Raw genomic sequence first — 18,141 nt, 5'->3', positions numbered from 1 at the left:
CATGGTGAACTATGACTAATTTTGGTCTTGTGACAATTTTGCGAACATACATTATTTACTGTATGTACAACGCAACAGCTAGGCCGCTTCGGCGGCTCCGCCGATCAGGATGTGTTCGCCCTCCAGCACCGTGTCGATCCGGCAGGGCTGGCCCTGCCGGGCGCCCTGGTAGAGGCTGACGCTGCGGCCGAGGTGGACCGTGAGTGCGCCAGCGGCCACGCCGGTGGCCGCATCTTCCAGCGCCGGGTCGAGGTGGTTGAAGTTGCGGCCTTCGAAGCTGCCGTCGCTGCGGCGGCACCAGGCGTAGCAGCCGCTTACGCCGTGGGCCTTGCCCCAGGCGAGGACGGCAGGCAGGTCGGGTTCCAGGGCTTGCAGGGTGGCGCTGTCCTGCACTTCGAGCAGCAGCTTGGGGCTGCCGACCGAGGCAATGGCGGGAGGGGAGGCGAGGACGACGCCGGGCTGTGCCAGCAGCTGGCCGGGCAGTTCGGGCGGCAGCGGAACGTCAGGCGCCGCCTGGCGCGCCATGCCGATGAAGATGCGGCCGTCCTGTGCGGACAGGGTCAGGAGCTGGCCGCGCATCGCCGTGCGCACAATGAGGGGGCCGGGCTGGCGGTCCAGCAGCACGCGTCCAGCCGCGAGGGTGGCGTGCAGGCAGAGCGGGCTGCGGGTGTGGGGATAGAAGTAGTCCAGCGTGTAGGCGGCCTCGCTGTCGCCGGCGGTGACGAAAACGGTGGCGGGTTTGCCAGCGTCGGCGGCGAAGCGCTGGCGTGCCGCTTCGTCGCGTGTGTCGTTCAGCATCACGAGAGCAAGGTTGCCTTCACCGGCGCGCACGCCGAAGCATTTCAATTCAAAAGTTTCCATACTTCACAGCATAACGGACTCCGCCGGAACGCGTGGGGGAGGGGTATAATACTGTATGTTTGTACAGTATTAAGCCATGGTTCCCCGCTCACAGTTCGGATTGCCCGCCTATGCAGAGTTGTTCTGCATGACGAACTTTTCCTTCCTCCAGGGCGCCTCGCACGCCGAGGAGCTGGTGCTGCGCGCCATGGAGCTGGGCTACGAGGCGCTGGCCATCACGGACGAGTGTTCTCTGGCGGGCGTAGTGCGTGCACACGGGGAAGCGAAGCGGCATGGGTGGGACGGCAAGCTCCTCATCGGCAGCTGGTTCCGCCTCACCAATCCGGATGGCAGCCATGCCCTGTCCCTGCTGGCCATTGCGCAGAACCGCAACGGCTACGGCAACCTCTCCGAGATGATCACGCTGGCCCGCACCCGCATCGCAAAGGGCAGCTACCTGCTGCATCCGGACGATTTCGCGGCGCCACCGCCCGAACGCGCCCACCTGCGCGGCCTGCCCGATTGCGCCGTGATCCTGCTGCCCGACTATCCGGTGTACGAGGCGGGGGATGTGGACCGCCTGCACCGCCAGGCGGCGTGGATGTCCGCCACCTTCGGCGGCCATAGCTGGATCGGCCTGACCATGCTGCAGCGCGCCTTCGACGACGCGCACCGCATCAGCATCGACGAGGTGGCGCTGCAGCACGGCATGCCTGTGGTGGCGGCGGGCCATGTCTGCATGCACGTACGCTCGCGCAAGCCCATGCAGGACATGCTGACCGCCGTGCGGGTAGGCCGCCCGGTGGCGGAATGCGGCTACGAACTGTCGCAGAACGCCGAGCAGCACCTGCGTTCGCGGCTGCGGCTGGCCAACGTCTATCCGCGCCGCGCGCTGGAAGAGACCATGCGCATTGCGGGCAGCTGCGCATTCTCGCTGGAGGAGCTGAAGTACGAGTATCCGCACGAGCTGATTCCCGAGGGGCATACGCCGTCCAGCTATCTGCGGCAGGAGACCATGCTGGGGGCGCACGAGCGCTATCCGGAAGGCATACCGCTCAAGGTGATGGAGCTGCTGGAGAAGGAGCTCGAACTGATCGCCGAGCTGCGTTACGAGTTCTTCTTCATCACGGTCTACGACGTGGTGAAGTTCGCGCGGGAGCAGAAGATTCTTTGCCAGGGGCGCGGATCGGCCGCCAATTCGGCCGTCTGCTACTGCCTGGGCGTGACGGCCGTGAATCCCAACGAGAGCAATGTGCTCATGGAGCGCTTCCTGTCGCGCGAGCGCGCGGAGCCGCCCGATATCGACGTGGACTTCGAACACCAGCGGCGCGAAGAAGTCATCCAGTACGTGTACAACAAATACGGACGCCACCGCGCCGCCATTGCCGCCACGGTGATTTGCTACCGCTCCAAGAGCGCGCTGCGCGACAGCGGCAAGGCCCTGGGCGTGGACCTGGCGGTGGTGGAGAAGGTGGCCAAGTCTCACCACTGGTTCGACAGCGCGGAAGCCTTCCTCGACCGCGTGGCCGAATGCGGGCTCGATCCCACATCAAAGATGGCGCGCGAATGGGCATGGATGGCGCAGCTGCTGCGCGGCTTCCCGCGCCACCTGTCCCAGCACGTAGGCGGCTTCGTCATCGCGCAGGACAAGCTGTCCCGCCTCGTGCCCATCGAGAACGCGTCGATGAAGGACCGCAGCGTGATCCAGTGGGACAAGGACGACCTGGAAGAACTGGGCCTGCTGAAGGTGGACGTGCTGGCGCTGGGCATGCTCTCGGCCATGCGCCGCGCCTTCGACCTGTACGGCGAGCGCCACGGCGCGCCGCTGGAGATGCATACGGTGCCGCGCGAAGACCCGGCCACCTACGACATGATTTGCGAGGCGGACACCATCGGCGTGTTCCAGATCGAGTCGCGCGCGCAAATGAGCATGCTGCCGCGCCTGAAGCCGCGCTGCTACTACGACTTGGTGGTGGAGGTGGCCATCGTGCGTCCGGGCCCGATCTCGGGCGGCATGGTGCATCCCTACCTGCTGCGGCGGGAAGGAAAACAGACGCCCGACTGCGAACCTCGCCTGGAGCCTGCTCTGGGAAGAACGCTGGGCGTGCCCATTTTCCAGGAGCAGGTCATGCAGATCGCCATGCTGGCAGCAAACTACACGGCAGGCGAGGCGGACCAGCTGCGGCGCGATATGGCGGCCTGGAAGAAAAAGGGCAATATCGAGCAGCACCAGCGGCGCATCAAGGAGAACATGGTGAAGAACGGTTTCGATGGCGACTTCGCGGACCGCATCTGCGCCCAGATCACCGGCTTCGGAGAATACGGCTTCCCGGAATCGCACGCCGCCAGCTTTGCGCTGCTCACCTATGTGAGCTCCTGGATCAAATGCCATGAACCGGCGGTCTTCCTGTGCGCGCTGCTGAACAGCCAGCCAATGGGCTTCTACAGCCCTTCGGCCCTGGTGCAGGATGGCCGGCGGCACGGCCTGGAAGTGCGGCCTGTCGATATCGCCATCAGCAACTGGGATTCCACCCTGGAGGAGAAACCGGCGGATGCGAATGGCGTGCGGCCGCAGCCTGCGGTGCGGCTTGGCATGTCGCTGCTGCGCGGCATGCGGCCCGAGTCGGCGCAGCGTATCGAAGTGGCGCGCGCGATCCGTCCCTTCGACAGCGTGGCCGACCTGGCGCGGCGGGCGGACCTCGAACGGCACGACCTGCAGGTGCTCGCGGGCGGCAATGCCCTGCAGGGCTTGTCCGGCAACCGGCGGCAGGCGCTGTGGGATGCCGTGGGCGCCGTGCCGGACAAGGACCTGCTGCGGCCCACGAAGCCGCAGGAGGAAGCGCCGCAGCTTCGTCCGCCCACGGAAGGCGAGGAGATTCTCCACGACTACCGCGCGCAGGGGCTGACCCTGGGCCGCCATCCGCTGGCGCTGCTGCGCCCGAAGCTTTTGGCCAAGCGCTTCCTGCCCGCCGAAGTGCTCAACACCTTCAGCAACGGCCAGCTGGCGCGGGGCTGCGGCCTGGTCACCGTGCGGCAGCGGCCGGGAACGGCGAACGGGGTGCTGTTCATCACCATCGAGGACGAAACGGGGAATGTGAACGTCATCGTCTGGCCCGACCTGGTCGAGCAGTTCCGGCGCGAAGTACTGGGCGCTTCGCTGCTGGGGGTGTATGGCATCTGGCAGCAGGAGGGCATCGTGCGCCACCTGGTCGCCAAGCGCCTGGTGGACCTCACGCCCATGCTGGGCCGCCTGCCCACCTCCAGCCGCGATTTCTGCTAGCTCTGGCACAATACGGCGATGAACCCTACGATCCGTTTCGCCACGCCGGATGATGTGGACGCCATCCGCGCCCTCATCATGGACCTCATGCCGATGATGACCATTCATCCGGATGCACAGGGCGCCGAGCAGTTCCTCGAGAGCTTCGGCGTACCGGCCATGCAGCGCTATGTGAGCGCGCCGAACTTCCGCTACCAGCTGGCCTTCGTCGAAGGCGAGCTGGCGGGCGTTGCGGCCGTTCGCGACAACAGCCATCTCTTCCATCTTTTCGTGGCGCGCCGCTTCCACGGCCAGGGCCTGGGGCGCGTGCTGTGGAAGGCGGCGTATGACGATGCGCTCTCGCTGGGCAACCCCGGCCAGTTCACCGTGAATTCGTCGGTGTATGCCTTCGACATGTACCGGCACTTCGGCTTCGAACCCACGAGCGGGAAAATCGAGCAGCATGGCATTGCTTACATCCCCATGCGCCTGGCCGTATAAAAAAAGAGCGCGCCGTCCAGTGAGGAGCGGCGCGCCTGCGGCCTGGTGATGGCCGAAAACGAGGAAATCGCTGGCCCGTCTTAGCGGGCGCTCTGGTTCAGGTTCGCGGGGCTGGTGCCGTAGTAGTTGTGCACCTCGGTAGCCCAGGCCTGGTTGGCCATGTCGGGCCAGTTGTCCTTGTCGAAGCCGGGCGCATTCTCGATGCGGTCCTTGTCGATATTGAGGGTCATGCGGTGGTTGGCGGTGTCCAGCGACAGCGCGTCCCACGGCACGGCGAAGAGCTTCTCGCCGATGGTGAGCACGCCGCCCGAGGCCATCACCACGTAGGACACGCGGCCGGTCTGCATGTCGAGCATGATCTCCTTCACGGTGCCCAGGTGTTCGTTCTTCAGGTTGTGGACATGGTCGCCGATCAGCGTGTCCGCGCCCATCAGGCGAGGGCCGGGACCACGGTGGCCACCATCGCTGTAGTTGCCGTCTGCGTCGCGTTCGTAACTCATGGTTGCCTCCTGTTGAAATAAAGATATTCTCCGCCTCGACAGCGGCGGGGTCTGTTCGCTGGCACACATTTTTGGCGCGATGATGAAGAAACGGGCAATTTGAGATATAATTTCAATTTCCCGCTAGTGCCGTTCGGCACCTGATCTCGCAATGACCAAATTTGTCTTCGTCACCGGTGGTGTCGTGTCTTCCCTTGGCAAAGGGATTGCCGCCGCCTCCCTCGCCGCGATCCTGGAATCGCGCGGCCTCAAAGTCACCATGCTCAAGCTGGACCCGTACATCAACGTGGACCCTGGCACCATGAGCCCCATGCAGCACGGTGAAGTCTTCGTTACCGACGACGGCGCCGAAACCGACCTCGATCTCGGCCACTACGAACGCTTCATCAGCACCCGCATGCGCAAGGTGAACAACTTCACCACCGGCCAGATCTACGAATCCGTCATCCGCAAGGAACGCCGCGGCGAATACCTCGGCAAGACCGTGCAGGTCATCCCGCACATCACCAACGAGATCCAGGATTACATCCGCCGCGGCGCGGAAGGCTACGACGTGGCGCTGTGCGAGATCGGCGGCACCGTGGGCGACATCGAGTCGCTGCCCTTCCTGGAAGCGGCGCGCCAGCTCAGCCTGCGCGCGGGCCGCAAGAATTCGGCCTTCGTCCACCTGACCCTCGTGCCCTACATCGCATCGGCCGGTGAACTGAAGACCAAGCCCACCCAGCACTCGGTACAGAAGCTGCGCGAGATCGGCATTTCGCCGAACGCGCTGCTGTGCCGTGCCGACCGCGCCATTCCCGAAGACGAGCGCGCGAAGATCTCCCTGTTCTCGAACATCGAAGAGCGCGGCGTGATCTCCGTGTGGGACGTGGACACCATCTACAAAGTGCCGCAGATGCTGCACGACCAGGGCCTGGACGCGATCATCTGCGAGGCGCTGGACATCAATCCCGCGCCGGCCGACCTCTCCGTGTGGAGCAAGCTGATTCACACCCTGGAGAATCCGAAGCAGGAAGTGTCGATCGGCATGGTGGGCAAGTATGTGGAACTGACCGAGTCCTACAAGTCCCTGACCGAGGCGCTGCGCCACGCGGGCATTCACACCGAGAGCAAGGTCAATATCGAATACATCGACTCGGAAGAGATCGAGGCGAAAGGCACGGCGGAACTGGCGAAGTACGACGCCATCCTGGTGCCGGGCGGCTTCGGCAAGCGCGGCGTGGAAGGCAAGATCAAGGCGGCGCAGTTCGCGCGCGAGAACAAGGTGCCTTACCTGGGCATCTGCCTCGGCATGCAGGTGGCGCTGATCGAATACGCCCGCCACAAGGCAGGCCTCACGAACGCCAACTCCACCGAGTTCGAGCCGAACACCGACCAGCCGGTGGTGGCCCTCATCGACGAATGGCAGAACCACGACGGCAAGGTCGAGAAGCGCGACGCGAACTCCGATATGGGCGGCACCATGCGCCTGGGCGCGCAGGCCTGCGCCGTGAAGCCGGGCACCCTGGCCTCCGAAATCTACGGCAGCGTGGTGACCGAGCGCCACCGCCACCGCTACGAAGCGAACAACCACTACCTCGGCCGCGTCGAGGAAGCAGGCCTGATCGTGGCGGCGCGCACGCCGACCGAAGACCTGTGCGAAATCATGGAACTGCCGCGCGAAGGCGAGAACGCCCACCCCTGGTACATGGGCGTGCAGTACCACCCTGAATTCAAATCGACCCCGCGCGACGGCCATCCGCTGTTCACGTCCTATATCAAGGCCGCGCTGGCGCACAAGGCGGCAGGCGGCAAGGGCCACCTGAAGGCGGTCGCACTGCAAGGAGATGCAGCATGAAACTGTGTGGATTCGACGTCGGCCTCGACAAGCCGTTCTTCCTGATCGCTGGCACCTGCGTGGTGGAATCACGCCAGATGTCCTTCGATGTGGCGGGCCAGCTGAAAGAGATGACCAGCGCGCTGGGCATCCCCTTCATCTACAAGTCCTCCTTCGACAAGGCCAACCGCTCCTCGGGCACCTCGTACCGTGGTCCCGGCATGGAGAAGGGCCTGGAAATCCTGGGCGACATCAAGCGCGAACTGGGCGTGCCGGTGCTGACCGACGTGCACACCATCGAGGAAATCGAAGTGGTGGCGTCGGTGGTGGACGTGCTGCAGACCCCGGCCTTCCTGTGCCGCCAGACGGACTTCATCAACGCTTGCGCGCAGTCCGGCAAGCCGGTGAACATCAAGAAGGGCCAGTTCCTCGCGCCGCACGACATGAAGAACGTGATCGACAAGGCGCGCGCCGCGGCCCGCGCCAAAGGCCTGAACGAAGACAACTTCATGGCCTGCGAACGCGGCGTTTCCTTCGGCTACAACAACCTGGTATCGGACATGCGCTCCCTGGCCATCATGCGTGAGACCAAGGCGCCCGTGGTGTTCGACGCTACCCACTCGGTGCAGCTGCCGGGCGGTAACGGCACTTCCTCGGGCGGCATGCGCGAGATGGTGCCGGTGCTCTCTCGCGCGGCGGTGGCCGTGGGCGTGGATGGCCTCTTCATGGAGACCCATCCGAACCCGGCCACGGCCCTGTCCGACGGTCCGAACGCGGTTCCCTTGGGCCGCATGAAAGAATTGCTGTCCACTCTGATCGAACTGGACCGCATCACCAAGAAGGCTGGCTTCCTCGAATCCAGCTTCAACTGATCTGATGTCGGCGGGCCCCGCGTTACAAGCGCCGGGCCCGCTTCCACATCCGGCCATCCTCTGTTACCCTTGCTGCAATTTTTGCGCGTGCGTATCCCGCGCAGTCCGTGACGCTTTAACTTTGGAGAACAAGAAATGAGTGCAATCGTAGACATTATCGGCCGCGAGATCATCGACTCGCGCGGCAATCCCACCGTCGAATGCGACGTGCTGCTGGAATCGGGCGTGATGGGCCGTGCGGCCGTGCCGTCCGGCGCCTCGACCGGCTCGCGCGAAGCGATCGAGCTGCGCGATGGCGATCCCAAGCGCTACTTCGGCAAGGGCGTGCTGAAAGCCTGCGAGCACATCAACACTGAAATCTCCGAAGCCATCATGGGCCTGGACGCCAATGAGCAGGCCTTCCTGGACCGCACCCTGATCGACCTGGACGGCACCGAGAACAAGTCCCGCCTGGGCGCGAACGCCATGCTGGCCGTGTCCATGGCCGTGGCCAAGGCGGCCGCCGAAGAGGCTGGCCTGCCCCTGTACCGCTACTTCGGCGGCTCCGGCGCCATGCAGATGCCCGTGCCGATGATGAACGTGATCAACGGCGGCGCCCACGCCGACAACAACCTGGACATCCAGGAATTCATGATCATCCCGGTTGGCGCGCCCACCTTCAAGGAAGCCATGCGCTACGGCGCCGAGGTGTTCCACACCCTGAAGAAGATCCTGCACAAGAAAGGCCTGACCACCGCCGTGGGCGACGAAGGCGGCTTTGCTCCCTCCGTGGCCTCGCATGAAGAAGCGATCAAGCTGATCATCCAGGCCATCGAAGAAGCGGGTTACGAGCCGGGCACCCAGATCGCGCTGGGCCTGGACTGCGCGGCATCCGAGTTCTACAAGAACGGCAAGTACGAGCTGGAAGGCGAGGGCCTGTCCCTGACGGCCGCCGAGTTCACCAACCTGCTGGCCACCTGGTGCGACAAATACCCCATCATCTCCATCGAAGACGCCATGGGCGAAGGCGACTGGGAAGGCTGGGCCACCCTGACCGCGGCCCTGGGCAAGAAGGTGCAGCTGGTGGGCGACGACCTGTTCGTCACCAACACCAAGATCCTGAAGGAAGGCATCCAGAAAGGCATCGCCAATTCCATCCTCATCAAGATCAACCAGATCGGCACTCTGACCGAGACCTTCGCCGCCATCGAGATGGCCAAGCGCGCCGGCTACACCGCCGTGATCTCGCACCGCTCGGGCGAAACGGAAGACTCCACCATCGCCGACATCGCCGTGGGCCTGAACGCGCTGCAGATCAAGACCGGCTCCATGTCCCGCTCCGACCGCATGGCCAAGTACAACCAGCTGCTGCGCATCGAAGAAGACCTGGGCGACATCGCCAGCTACCCGGGCCGCGAGGCGTTCTATAATCTGAAGTAAGAGAAACTTTTCCGGCCGGCACTCCCGGCCGGATTCTTATCCGCATGCGCTTGATCACTGTCGCCCTTGCCGCCCTGCTGCTGCTGATCCAATACCCGCTCTGGCTGGGGAAGGGTGGCTGGGTGCGTGTGGCCGACCTGGAGGCGCAGGTGGAAGAAGCGCACCAGAAGAACGACGCCCTCAAGCAGCGCAACGCCAAGCTGGATTCCGAGGTGCGCGACCTGAAAGACGGCACGGGCGCAGTGGAAGAGCGCGCGCGCTACGAGCTCAGCATGATCAAACAGAACGAGATCTACATCCAGATCCTCGGCAAGGGCCAGACCCGCCCCGAAGCCAGCGCCACCCCCGAACCCACCAAAAACTGATACAGCCCAGTCCGCCGGCGGCCGTCCCGTCCACTTCTGGTGCCAGGGAAGAAATTTGGACACGAACTCGGCCCTAGTACGCTAGTGTTGTGCTCGTGTCCAAATTTCTTCCCTGGCACCAGGTTTGGACACGAGCTGAGCTTTATTGCTTGGTGTCGGAGGCGTGGAGGAGGGCTTCGGCGGGGGCGTCGCTGACGAAGAGCTGGGCGCAGTCGACGGCGTCGTAGTCGTAGTGCTTGCCGCAGAAGTCACAGTTGATGCCGAGCCGGCCTTGCTCTTCCAGCGCCGCTTCCACTTCTTCGCGGCCCAGCATCTTGAGCATGTTGCCCACTTTCTCGCGCGTGCAGGTGCAGTGGAAGCCCGGGTGCATGGGGTCGAAGACGCGGATGGTCTCTTCCCAGAACAGGCGTTTCAACAGCACGTCGATCGTCGTTTCCAGCAGTTCTTCACGCTTGAGCGTGTTGCCCAGCATGACGGCGCGGTTCCACGTTTCCAGCGCTTCGTCTTCCGTCACCGGCGCCGCTTCGGCCTTGCCGCCGTGTAGCGGCAGCTTTTGCAGCAGCAGGCCGCGCGAGACTTCGTCGTTGGCCGCCAGCCACAGGCGCGTGTCGAGCTGCTCGGAACGCAGCATGTAGTGCTCGATCACCGTCGCCACGTCTTCTCCGTCCAGCGGCACGATGCCCTGGTAGGGCTGCTGGCCCGGCACTTTTTCGGCCGGGTCGAGAGTGATGATGAAGCGGCCCTTGCCATGCTGGTTCAGCATGGCCGTCAGGCCCGCATCGTCGGGGATGGCGTCGCTGTTCAGCTTGGCGGTCGCGCGCAGCTTCAGCTCAGAGTCGCATTCCACCACCAGCAGGCGCACGGGACCGTCGCCGTGGATCTGCATCACGATGGAGCCGTTGAACTTGAGATTGGCCGAGAGCAGGGCGGCGGCCGCCACCATCTCGCCCAGCAGGCGCTTCACGGCCGCCGGGTATTCGTGGCGGGCCTGCACTTCGCGCCAGGTGGTGGAAATGTCGACCAGCTCGCCACGTACGGCGGCGTTCTCGAAAATGAATTTTTGCAGCGTATCCTGGGTCATGCTTTATCCAATCTTTTTGAGTTGCGTCTTGAACAGCTGGCCGCGTTTCACGTAGCTGTCGGCGCTGCCCTTCAGGCGCGCCACGTCGTCCGCCGTCAGTTCGCGCACCGCCTTGGCGGGCGAGCCGATGATCAGCATATTGTCCGGAAATTCCTTGCCCTCGGTGACCAGCGCGCCCGCGCCCACCAGGCAGCCCTTGCCGATCTTCGCGCCATTCAGGATCACGGCCTGGATGCCGATCAGGGCGCCGTCGCCGATGGTGCAGCCGTGCAGCATGGCCTGGTGGCCGATGGTCACATCGCTCCCCACCGTCAGAGGGTAGCCCATATCGGTGTGCATCACCGTGCCTTCCTGCACATTGCTGTTCTCGCCGATGGTGATGCGCTCGTTGTCGCCGCGGATGGTGGCGCCGAACCACACGGAGCTGTTCGGCTTGAGCGTCACCTTGCCGATCAGGGTGGCGCTGTCGGCCACGAATGCGGATGCGTCGATCTCGGGCGCATGCTCGCCCAGCTGGTAGATGCTCATGTTGGCCCCGAGGTGGAATGTTTTGGCGCTATTTTACGCCCTGGCACTGCGTGTCCTGAAATTGGAACGGTCGTGCTATTATGCTGTTTTTGCGGCAGCAAGGTTCGCATATTGCGCCACATGCGCGCATTTCAAGGCAGATCACGATGAAAGCTTCCCGTTCCGAATTCCTTAGCGTGCGCGGCCTGCGCACCCATGTCCGCCACTGGGGCCGCGAGGGCGCGCCCAAGGTCTTCATGCTGCACGGCTGGATGGATGTGGGCGCCTCCTTCCAGTTCGTAGTGGACTGCATGGAAGGCGACTGGCATGTGATCGCGCCGGACTGGCGCGGCTTCGGCCTCACCGAGCGAGCGGGCACGGATACCTACTGGTTCCCCGACTACGTGGCCGACCTCGACGCCATCCTGCGCCACTACCAGCCGGAAGGGCAGGTCAACCTGCTGGGCCACAGCATGGGCGGCAATGTGTGCGGCATCTATGCGGGCGCGCGGCCCGAGCGTATCCGCCGCTTCATCAATCTGGAAGGCTTCGGCCTGAAGGCGGCCACGCCGGAGCAGGCGCCCCGCAAATACCGCCAGTGGCTGGACGAACTGCTGGCGCCGCCCGAGATGCGCGCCTATCCGAGCCGCGAAGCCGTGGCGGCCCGCCTGCAAAAGACGAATCCGCGCCTCAGCGACGAGAAGGCAGCTTTCCTGGCCCAGCACTGGTCCGCGCCGAACGCGGCGGGCGAATTCGAGATCCTGGGCGACCCCGTTCACAAGCAGGCCAGCCCGCTGCTCTATCACGCGGAAGACTTCATGGCCTGCTGGAAGGCCATCACCGCGCCCGTGCTGTGGGTGGAGGCGGAGGACACCAATATGTGGCTGTGGATGGGCCCGAAGGAAGAGGCCCGCCACGAAGTGGACCGCCGCCTCGGCCACCTCGCGAAGGTCACGCCGAAGATGATGCCCGATGCGGGCCATATGCTGCACCATGACCAGCCCGAGCTGCTCGCAAGGATGGTCGAGGACTTCCTGGCCGGGGAATAATCAGTCGGCGTACAATGCAAACTTCGCCACAGGATGCAAAGTTTGTATGTTGAAAGTCGATCTGCACTGCCATTCCAACGTTTCCGACGGCGTGCTTCCGCCCGCCGAAGTGGCCGCGCATGCGCGCCGGGGCGGGGTGGATGTGTGGGCGCTCACCGATCATGACGAAGTCGGCGGCACGGCAGCCGCCCGTGCGGCCGCAGCGGAGCAGGGCATGCGCTTCGTGCCGGGCGTCGAGATATCCATCACCTGGGGCGGCGAAACCGTCCACATCGTGGGCCTGCAGATCGACGAGAACGACCAGACCCTGCAGCAGGGCCTGGAAGCGACCCGTTCCGGCCGCGATGCGCGCGGCAAGGAGATCGGCGCGCAGCTGGCCAAGGTGGGCATTCCGGATGCCTACGAGGGCGCCCTCGATTACGTCGACAACCCGGCCCTCATGTCGCGCACCCACTTCGCGCGCTTCCTCGTCGATAAGGGCTATTGCCGGGATATCCCAGAAGTTTTCAAGAAATACCTCTCGCCGGGCCAGCCCGGCTATGTGGAGCACCGCTGGGCCACCCTGGCCCAGGCCGTGGGCTGGATCAGGGGAGCGGGCGGCGTCGCCGTCATCGCCCACCCCGGCCGCTACAAATTCACGCCCATGCAACAGGGCGTGCTCTTCGACGAGTTCAAGCAGCTGGGCGGTACGGCCATTGAGGTGGTGACGGGCAGCCATACGCCGGACCAGTACCCGGAGTACGCGAAGCTGGCGAATGCCTATGGCTTCCTGGCCTCGCGCGGCACGGATTTCCACGCGCCAGGGGAGGCGAGGGTGGATTTCGCTCTGCTGCCGCCCCTGCCGTCGAGCGTCACGCCGGTCTGGCATGACTGGTTCTGACAAACTCTTGTATTTCTCTTCTTCATCCCTATCTTAATGTTCGGTTAATCCCGGAGACCTCGATCCATGAAACGTATCATCCTGTTTATTGCCACCAACCTCGCCGTGATGTTGGTGCTGTCCATCGTTCTGTCGGTGCTCGGCGTGGGCCGTCCCGGCGCGGGCGGACAGCTGCAAATGGGCAGCCTGCTCGTGTTTTCCCTGGTGGTGGGCTTCACCGGTTCCATCATTTCCCTGCTCATGTCCAAGCCCATGGCCAAGTGGTCCACGGGCGCGCGCGTGATCGATGCGCCCCAGAACTCCACCGAACAATGGCTGGTGAGCACGGTGCACGGCCTGGCGCAGCGCGCGGGCATCGGCATGCCTGAAGTGGCCGTGTACGACGGCGAGCCGAACGCCTTCGCCACCGGCGCCTTCAAGAATTCCGCCCTGGTGGCCGTGTCCACCGGCCTGCTGCAGTCCATGAACCGCGAGGAAGTGGAGGCCGTGCTGGGCCACGAGGTGGCGCACATCGCCAACGGCGACATGGTGACCCTGACCCTGATCCAGGGCGTGGTGAACACCTTCGTCGTGTTCCTGGCGCGCGTGGTCGGCTTCTTCGTCGATAAGGTCCTATTGCGCGGCAACGACGACGAAAACCGCGGCCACGGCATCGGCTATATGGTGACGGTGTTCGTCTGCGAAATCGTGTTCGGCCTGCTCGCTTCCATCATCGTGGCCTGGTTCTCGCGCCAGCGCGAATTCCGCGCCGACGCCGGTTCGGCCCGCCTGCTGGGCAGCACCATCCCCATGCAGAACGCTTTGGCCCGCCTGGCGGGGCAGGAGCCGGGCGCGCTGCCGCAGAATATCGCCGCTTCGGGCATCAGCAACGGCGCCGGCTGGTCCGCGCTGTTCTCCACCCACCCACCGTTCGAGCAGCGCATCGCCGCCCTGCAGGCGCTGCGCTAAGGTATGAGTCAATACTTCCAGGTCCATCCCCTCAACCCCCAGCCCCGCCTGATGAAACAGGCAGTGCAGATCATCCACGGGGGCGGGGTGGTGGCCCTGCCCACGGATTCCTGCTACGCCCTGGTCTGCCACCTGGACGACAAGGCCGCCGTGGAGCGCCTGCGCCGCATCCGCGGCATCGACGAGAAGCACCACCTGACCCTGCTGTGCCGCGACCTGAGCGAGATCGGCGTCTACGCCCGCGTGGACAACCGCCAGTTCCGCCTGCTCAAGAACGCCACGCCGGGGCCCTTCACCTTCATCCTGGAGGCCACGCGCTGCGTGCCGCGCCGCCTCAGCCACCCCTCGCGCAAGACCATCGGCCTGCGCGTGCCGGAAAACAGCGTCGTGGAAGCCCTGCTGGGCGAGCTGGAGCAGCCCCTGCTGGGCGCCACCCTCACCCTGCCGGGTGACGACGAGCCCCTGAACGACCCGGAAGCCATCCGTGAGCGCATCGGCAAGCAGATCGACCTCATCATCGATGGCGGGGCCTGCAGCTTCGAAATGACCACGGTGGTCGACCTCACCGGCGAGGATGCCGAGCTGGTGCGCCACGGCCGTGGCGACCCCGCGCTGCTGGGACTTTGAGGCCGCCCCTCCCAACCCTGAGATCCGGCCCGGCGCACCCGGTCTGGTAAAATTTTGCCCATGAGTGATATCTCCCAAGCCATCCAGACGATCGCGGTCTATGCGATTCCCGTGCTGTTCGCGATCTCGCTGCACGAAGCAGCCCATGGCTATGTGGCCCGCTATTTCGGCGACCCGACGGCCTCCCAGCAGGGCAGGCTGACGGCGAACCCGATGAAGCACATCGACCCCTTCGGCACTGTGGTCCTGCCCCTGATTCTCTACCTCACGATTCACATGCCCTTCGGCTACGCCAAGCCCGTGCCGGTGGACTACAGCCGCCTGCGCAATCCCAAGAAGCAGATGGGCTTCGTGGCCGCCGCCGGACCGGCCGCGAACTTCGCCATGGCCCTGGGCTGGGCCGTCATGCTCGTGCTCCTGCGCGGCATGGGGATCAGCGAACCCTTCCTGGTGGGCATGGCGGTGGCGGGAATCAACGTCAATGCCGTGATGTGCGTCTTCAACCTTATTCCCATTCCACCGCTGGACGGCGGGCGCATCATGACGGCCATCCTGCCCATGGAGCTGGCGCGTCCGTACGCCAGCATCGAGCGCTACACGCCCTACATCTTCATCGGCCTGATCGTGCTGATGTACACGGGCGTGCTGAGCTCCCTGCTGTCCGGCATGGTGAGCCTCTTCGTATCGCTGATCGGCCTGCTGGTGCTGCCGCTTAATCTCTTACTGAACTGACCGCCATGTATCCCGACCGCGTCGTTTCCGGCATGCGTCCCACGGGGACCATGCACCTTGGCCACTACCATGGCGCCCTGAAGAACTGGATCCGCATGCAGGCGGAGCAGCCCTGCCTCTTCTTTGTGGCCGACTGGCATGCCCTGACCACGCATTACGACGATCCCTCCATCATCGAGAAGAGCACCTGGGACATGCTGGTGGACTGGCTGGCGGCGGGCATCGACCCCACCCAGGCCACGCTCTTCATCCAGTCGCGCGTGCCCGAGCACGCCGAGCTGCACCTGCTGCTGTCCATGGCCACGCCCCTGGGCTGGCTGGAACGCGTGCCCACCTACAAGGACCAGATCGAGAACCTGTCCAACCGCGACCTGGCGACCTACGGCTTCCTCGGCTACCCGCTGCTGCAGGCGGCCGACGTGCTGATCTACCGCGCCAGCGAAGTGCCGGTGGGCGAAGACCAGGTGCCCCATATCGAAATGATGCGCGAGATCGCACGCCGCTTTAACCACCTCTACGGCAAGGAGCCGGGCTTCGAACAGAAGGCGCAGGAGGCGGTGAAGAAGCTGGGCAGCAAGCGCGCCAAGCTGTACAACGAACTGCGCACTGCCTACCAGCAGGAGGGCCAGGACGACGCCCTCGAACAGGCCAAAGCCATGCTGGACGATGCCCAGAGCCTGTCCATGATCGACCGCGAGCGCCTGTTCGGCTATCTGGAAGGCAGCCGCAAGATCATCCTCGTGGAGCCGCAGGCCAAGCTGACCGAGGCCTCGCGCCTGCCCGGCCTGGACGGCCGCAAGATGTCCAAGAGCTATGGCAATTCCATCGCCCTGCGCGAGGACAAGGATGTGGTGACGAAGAAGATCCGCACCATGCCCACCGACCCCGCCCGCGTGCGCCGCACCGATGCAGGCGAGCCGGAACGCTGCCCCGTGTGGCAGTTCCATGTGGTGTATTCCGACCAGCCTACCCAGGAGTGGGTGCAGAAGGGCTGCCGTTCCGCGGGCATCGGCTGCATCGAGTGCAAGCAGCCCGTGATCGACGCCATCGTCAAGGAACAGGAGCCCATGCACGAAAGGGCCCAGCCTTACCTGGACGATCCCTCCCTGGTGCGCGCCATCGTCGCCGACGGCTGCGAAACCGCCCGCAAGCTGGCCCAGGAAACCATGCGCGACGTGCGCGAGGCCATGGGCCTCTCCTATAGCTGATGGACGCCGTTTCCCCCTGGATCGCGCGCTTCGCGCCCCTGGTGCCGGGCGGCGAGGTGCTGGACCTGGCCTGCGGCAGCGGCCGCCATTCCCGCCACCTGGCGGCCCTGGGCCATGCCGTCATGGCGGTGGACCGCGACCCGGAAGCCCTGGCCGCGGCAGCCGGTCCCGGCATCTGCACCAGCGAAATCGACCTGGAAGCGGAGGGCGCCTTGTGGCCGTTCGGCCCCGGCCGCTTCGCGGGCATCGTCGTCACCAACTATCTGCATCGCCCCTTGCTGGATGCCATGGCGGGCAGCCTGGCGCCGGACGGCGTGCTGCTCTACGAGACCTTCGCCGACGGCAATGCCGCCTTCGGCAAGCCATCCCGCCCCGCCTTCCTGCTCCAGCCGGGCGAACTGCTGGAACTTGCAAATAAGCATGGGCTGCGTGTCATCGCTTATGAGGATGGCATCGTTAACCACCCGAAACCGGCCATGGTTCAGCGAATTTGCGCGGTAAAGGCCGATTTTCCGCGGGAAGCAGCCCTTCTTGCGCCGTTCGAGGGTTGATTCCAAGCCGAAATGCACCACAGGCACAGGCTATCGTCTACAATCCTTGTTTTGAATAATACTTAACGCTATTGGTTCCTATGATTAAGGGCAGTATTGTTGCAATCGTCACCCCCATGCACCCGGACGGCAGTCTGGACTACGCGGGCCTGAACCAGCTGATCGACTGGCATATTGCGGAAGGCACCGATGGCATCGTGATCGTCGGCACCACCGGCGAGTCGGCCACCGTGAGCGTGGAAGAGCACTGCGCGCTGATCAAGGCCACCGTAGACCGTGCGGCGGGCCGCATCCCCGTGATCGCAGGCAGCGGCGGCAATTCCACCGTGGAGGCCATCAACCTGACCCGTTTCGCCAAGGAAGCCGGTGCGGATGCGACCCTGCAGGTGGTGCCCTACTACAACCGTCCGACCCAGGAAGGCATGTACCAGCACTTCAAGGCCATCGCCGAAGCGGTGGACCTGCCGGTCATCCTGTACAACGTGCCCGGCCGCACCGTGGCCGACATGTCGAACGAAACCATCCTGCGCCTGGCGCAGATTCCGAACATCGTGGGCGTGAAGGATGCCACGGGCAATATCGGCCGCGGCTACGACCTGCTGCGCCTGGCCCCGGCGGACTTCGCCGTCTACTCCGGCGACGATCCCACCGCCATGGCCTTGATGCTGGCCGGCGGCAAGGGCAATATCTCCGTCACCGCCAACGTGGCGCCGCGCGCCATGGCCGAGATGTGCAAGGCCGCCATGGCCGGCGACCTGAAGACCGCCATCGCCCTCAATAACAAGGTATTCCCTCTGCACCAGAAACTGTTCGTCGAGCCCAATCCGGTGCCCGTCAAATGGGCGCTGGCAGAGATGGGCAAAATGCCGGCCGGTATCCGCCTGCCGCTGGTGCCGCTGGCCAAGGAATACCAGGAGACCGTTCGCGCCGCCCTGCGCGAAGCGGGTGTGTTGAACTAAGCTCTTCCGTAGCTTCTACCTCAGTAA

General features: G+C 64.6%; 18 protein-coding genes. 14 read left to right on the top strand and 4 right to left on the bottom strand.

What is annotated here, in order from left to right; translation table 11 throughout:
* Positions 1-78: 78 nt before the first annotated feature.
* Positions 79-861 (bottom strand): PhzF family phenazine biosynthesis protein, encoded by a 783-nt coding sequence (locus LSQ66_RS15210; protein ID WP_231766044.1) that lies wholly within the window; start codon positions 859-861, stop codon positions 79-81.
* Positions 862-988: 127 nt separating this feature from the next.
* Here LSQ66_RS15210 and LSQ66_RS15205 point away from each other — a divergent pair, with 127 nt between their 5' ends.
* Both LSQ66_RS15205 and LSQ66_RS15200 read left to right on the top strand, forming a co-directional pair.
* Entirely contained in the window at positions 989-4,120 is a 3,132-nt protein-coding gene (locus LSQ66_RS15205; protein WP_269449082.1) for an error-prone DNA polymerase, read from the top strand.
* Positions 4,121-4,138: 18 nt separating this feature from the next.
* A complete protein-coding gene (locus LSQ66_RS15200) occupies positions 4,139-4,600 on the top strand; it encodes a GNAT family N-acetyltransferase (protein WP_231766042.1) in 462 nt (153 codons plus the stop codon).
* A gap of 80 nt (positions 4,601-4,680) precedes the next feature.
* On the opposite strand, the gene LSQ66_RS15195 is transcribed toward LSQ66_RS15200, so the two are convergent.
* Positions 4,681-5,100, bottom strand: a complete 420-nt coding sequence (locus tag LSQ66_RS15195; RefSeq protein WP_231766041.1) for a PRC-barrel domain-containing protein — start codon at positions 5,098-5,100, stop codon at positions 4,681-4,683.
* Between the two features lie 151 nt (positions 5,101-5,251).
* Here LSQ66_RS15195 and LSQ66_RS15190 point away from each other — a divergent pair, with 151 nt between their 5' ends.
* The 4 genes from LSQ66_RS15190 (at position 5,252) to ftsB (ending at position 9,572) form a co-directional block, all read left to right on the top strand.
* Positions 5,252-6,937: a CTP synthase gene (locus tag LSQ66_RS15190; RefSeq protein ID WP_231766040.1), complete on the top strand. Its 1,686-nt coding sequence runs from the start codon at positions 5,252-5,254 to the stop codon at positions 6,935-6,937.
* Complete coding sequence (gene kdsA / locus LSQ66_RS15185; RefSeq protein WP_231766039.1) at positions 6,934-7,788, top strand: 3-deoxy-8-phosphooctulonate synthase; 855 nt, start codon at positions 6,934-6,936, stop codon at positions 7,786-7,788. The genes LSQ66_RS15190 and kdsA overlap by 4 nt, the downstream gene beginning before the upstream one ends.
* 135 nt (positions 7,789-7,923) lie before the next feature.
* Entirely contained in the window at positions 7,924-9,207 is a 1,284-nt protein-coding gene (gene eno / locus LSQ66_RS15180) for a phosphopyruvate hydratase (RefSeq protein WP_231766038.1), read from the top strand.
* Positions 9,208-9,251: 44 nt separating this feature from the next.
* Complete coding sequence (gene ftsB / locus LSQ66_RS15175) at positions 9,252-9,572, top strand: cell division protein FtsB (protein WP_231766037.1); 321 nt, start codon at positions 9,252-9,254, stop codon at positions 9,570-9,572.
* A gap of 142 nt (positions 9,573-9,714) precedes the next feature.
* On the opposite strand, the gene hslO is transcribed toward ftsB, so the two are convergent.
* Both hslO and LSQ66_RS15165 read right to left on the bottom strand, forming a co-directional pair.
* A complete protein-coding gene (gene hslO / locus LSQ66_RS15170) occupies positions 9,715-10,653 on the bottom strand; it encodes an Hsp33 family molecular chaperone HslO (RefSeq protein ID WP_231766036.1) in 939 nt (312 codons plus the stop codon).
* 3 nt (positions 10,654-10,656) lie between these two features.
* Positions 10,657-11,181: a gamma carbonic anhydrase family protein gene (locus tag LSQ66_RS15165; RefSeq protein WP_231766035.1), complete on the bottom strand. Its 525-nt coding sequence runs from the start codon at positions 11,179-11,181 to the stop codon at positions 10,657-10,659.
* A 146-nt stretch (positions 11,182-11,327) separates the two neighbouring features.
* Between LSQ66_RS15165 and LSQ66_RS15160 the strand changes: the two genes are divergently transcribed.
* The 8 genes from LSQ66_RS15160 (at position 11,328) to dapA (ending at position 18,114) form a co-directional block, all read left to right on the top strand.
* On the top strand, positions 11,328-12,209 hold the full coding sequence (locus LSQ66_RS15160; RefSeq protein WP_231766034.1) for an alpha/beta fold hydrolase: 882 nt from the start codon (positions 11,328-11,330) through the stop codon (positions 12,207-12,209).
* 46 nt (positions 12,210-12,255) lie between these two features.
* Positions 12,256-13,089, top strand: a complete 834-nt coding sequence (locus LSQ66_RS15155; RefSeq protein ID WP_231766033.1) for a 3',5'-nucleoside bisphosphate phosphatase — start codon at positions 12,256-12,258, stop codon at positions 13,087-13,089.
* A gap of 66 nt (positions 13,090-13,155) precedes the next feature.
* The gene (gene htpX / locus LSQ66_RS15150) at positions 13,156-14,037 is read left to right on the top strand and encodes a protease HtpX (protein WP_231766032.1); all 882 of its coding nucleotides are present in this window, start codon (positions 13,156-13,158) and stop codon (positions 14,035-14,037) included.
* 3 nt (positions 14,038-14,040) lie between these two features.
* Entirely contained in the window at positions 14,041-14,664 is a 624-nt protein-coding gene (locus LSQ66_RS15145) for an L-threonylcarbamoyladenylate synthase (protein WP_231766031.1), read from the top strand.
* Positions 14,665-14,724: 60 nt separating this feature from the next.
* Positions 14,725-15,396 (top strand): site-2 protease family protein, encoded by a 672-nt coding sequence (locus LSQ66_RS15140; RefSeq protein WP_231766030.1) that lies wholly within the window; start codon positions 14,725-14,727, stop codon positions 15,394-15,396.
* Positions 15,397-15,401: 5 nt separating this feature from the next.
* On the top strand, positions 15,402-16,604 hold the full coding sequence (locus tag LSQ66_RS15135) for a tryptophan--tRNA ligase (RefSeq protein WP_231766029.1): 1,203 nt from the start codon (positions 15,402-15,404) through the stop codon (positions 16,602-16,604).
* Positions 16,604-17,155 carry a class I SAM-dependent methyltransferase gene (locus LSQ66_RS15130; RefSeq protein WP_231766028.1) on the top strand — a complete coding sequence of 184 codons (552 nt, stop codon included), beginning with the start codon at positions 16,604-16,606 and terminating at the stop codon, positions 17,153-17,155. Before LSQ66_RS15135 ends, LSQ66_RS15130 begins: the two co-directional genes overlap by 1 nt.
* An 80-nt stretch (positions 17,156-17,235) precedes the next feature.
* On the top strand, positions 17,236-18,114 hold the full coding sequence (gene dapA, locus LSQ66_RS15125) for a 4-hydroxy-tetrahydrodipicolinate synthase (RefSeq protein WP_231766027.1): 879 nt from the start codon (positions 17,236-17,238) through the stop codon (positions 18,112-18,114).
* The last annotated feature ends 27 nt before the right edge of the window (positions 18,115-18,141 follow it).

This window comes from Massilia endophytica (genome assembly GCF_021165955.1).
Lineage (GTDB): Bacteria > Pseudomonadota > Gammaproteobacteria > Burkholderiales > Burkholderiaceae_D > Rugamonas > Rugamonas endophytica.
The sequence above is the reverse complement of the archived record's forward strand: the minus strand, read 5'-3'. Positions and strand labels throughout refer to the sequence as shown.

Excerpts from the sequence above, each read along its gene's own strand:
- LSQ66_RS15155 (WP_231766033.1), top strand. The coding sequence starts at position 12,256 with ATGTTGAAAGTCGATCTGCACTGCCATTCCAACGTTTCCGACGGCGTG.
- ftsB (WP_231766037.1), top strand. The coding sequence starts at position 9,252 with ATGCGCTTGATCACTGTCGCCCTTGCCGCCCTGCTGCTGCTGATCCAA.
- LSQ66_RS15160 (WP_231766034.1), top strand. The coding sequence starts at position 11,328 with ATGAAAGCTTCCCGTTCCGAATTCCTTAGCGTGCGCGGCCTGCGCACC.
- LSQ66_RS15130 (WP_231766028.1), top strand. The coding sequence starts at position 16,604 with ATGGACGCCGTTTCCCCCTGGATCGCGCGCTTCGCGCCCCTGGTGCCG.
- eno (WP_231766038.1), top strand. The coding sequence starts at position 7,924 with ATGAGTGCAATCGTAGACATTATCGGCCGCGAGATCATCGACTCGCGC.
- hslO (WP_231766036.1), bottom strand. The coding sequence starts at position 10,653 with ATGACCCAGGATACGCTGCAAAAATTCATTTTCGAGAACGCCGCCGTA.
- LSQ66_RS15135 (WP_231766029.1), top strand. The coding sequence starts at position 15,402 with ATGTATCCCGACCGCGTCGTTTCCGGCATGCGTCCCACGGGGACCATG.
- kdsA (WP_231766039.1), top strand. The coding sequence starts at position 6,934 with ATGAAACTGTGTGGATTCGACGTCGGCCTCGACAAGCCGTTCTTCCTG.
- LSQ66_RS15190 (WP_231766040.1), top strand. The coding sequence starts at position 5,252 with ATGACCAAATTTGTCTTCGTCACCGGTGGTGTCGTGTCTTCCCTTGGC.
- LSQ66_RS15165 (WP_231766035.1), bottom strand. The coding sequence starts at position 11,181 with ATGAGCATCTACCAGCTGGGCGAGCATGCGCCCGAGATCGACGCATCC.
- LSQ66_RS15140 (WP_231766030.1), top strand. The coding sequence starts at position 14,725 with ATGAGTGATATCTCCCAAGCCATCCAGACGATCGCGGTCTATGCGATT.
- LSQ66_RS15205 (WP_269449082.1), top strand. The coding sequence starts at position 989 with ATGACGAACTTTTCCTTCCTCCAGGGCGCCTCGCACGCCGAGGAGCTG.
- LSQ66_RS15210 (WP_231766044.1), bottom strand. The coding sequence starts at position 861 with ATGGAAACTTTTGAATTGAAATGCTTCGGCGTGCGCGCCGGTGAAGGC.
- LSQ66_RS15200 (WP_231766042.1), top strand. The coding sequence starts at position 4,139 with ATGAACCCTACGATCCGTTTCGCCACGCCGGATGATGTGGACGCCATC.
- LSQ66_RS15145 (WP_231766031.1), top strand. The coding sequence starts at position 14,041 with ATGAGTCAATACTTCCAGGTCCATCCCCTCAACCCCCAGCCCCGCCTG.
- htpX (WP_231766032.1), top strand. The coding sequence starts at position 13,156 with ATGAAACGTATCATCCTGTTTATTGCCACCAACCTCGCCGTGATGTTG.
- LSQ66_RS15195 (WP_231766041.1), bottom strand. The coding sequence starts at position 5,100 with ATGAGTTACGAACGCGACGCAGACGGCAACTACAGCGATGGTGGCCAC.
- dapA (WP_231766027.1), top strand. The coding sequence starts at position 17,236 with ATGATTAAGGGCAGTATTGTTGCAATCGTCACCCCCATGCACCCGGAC.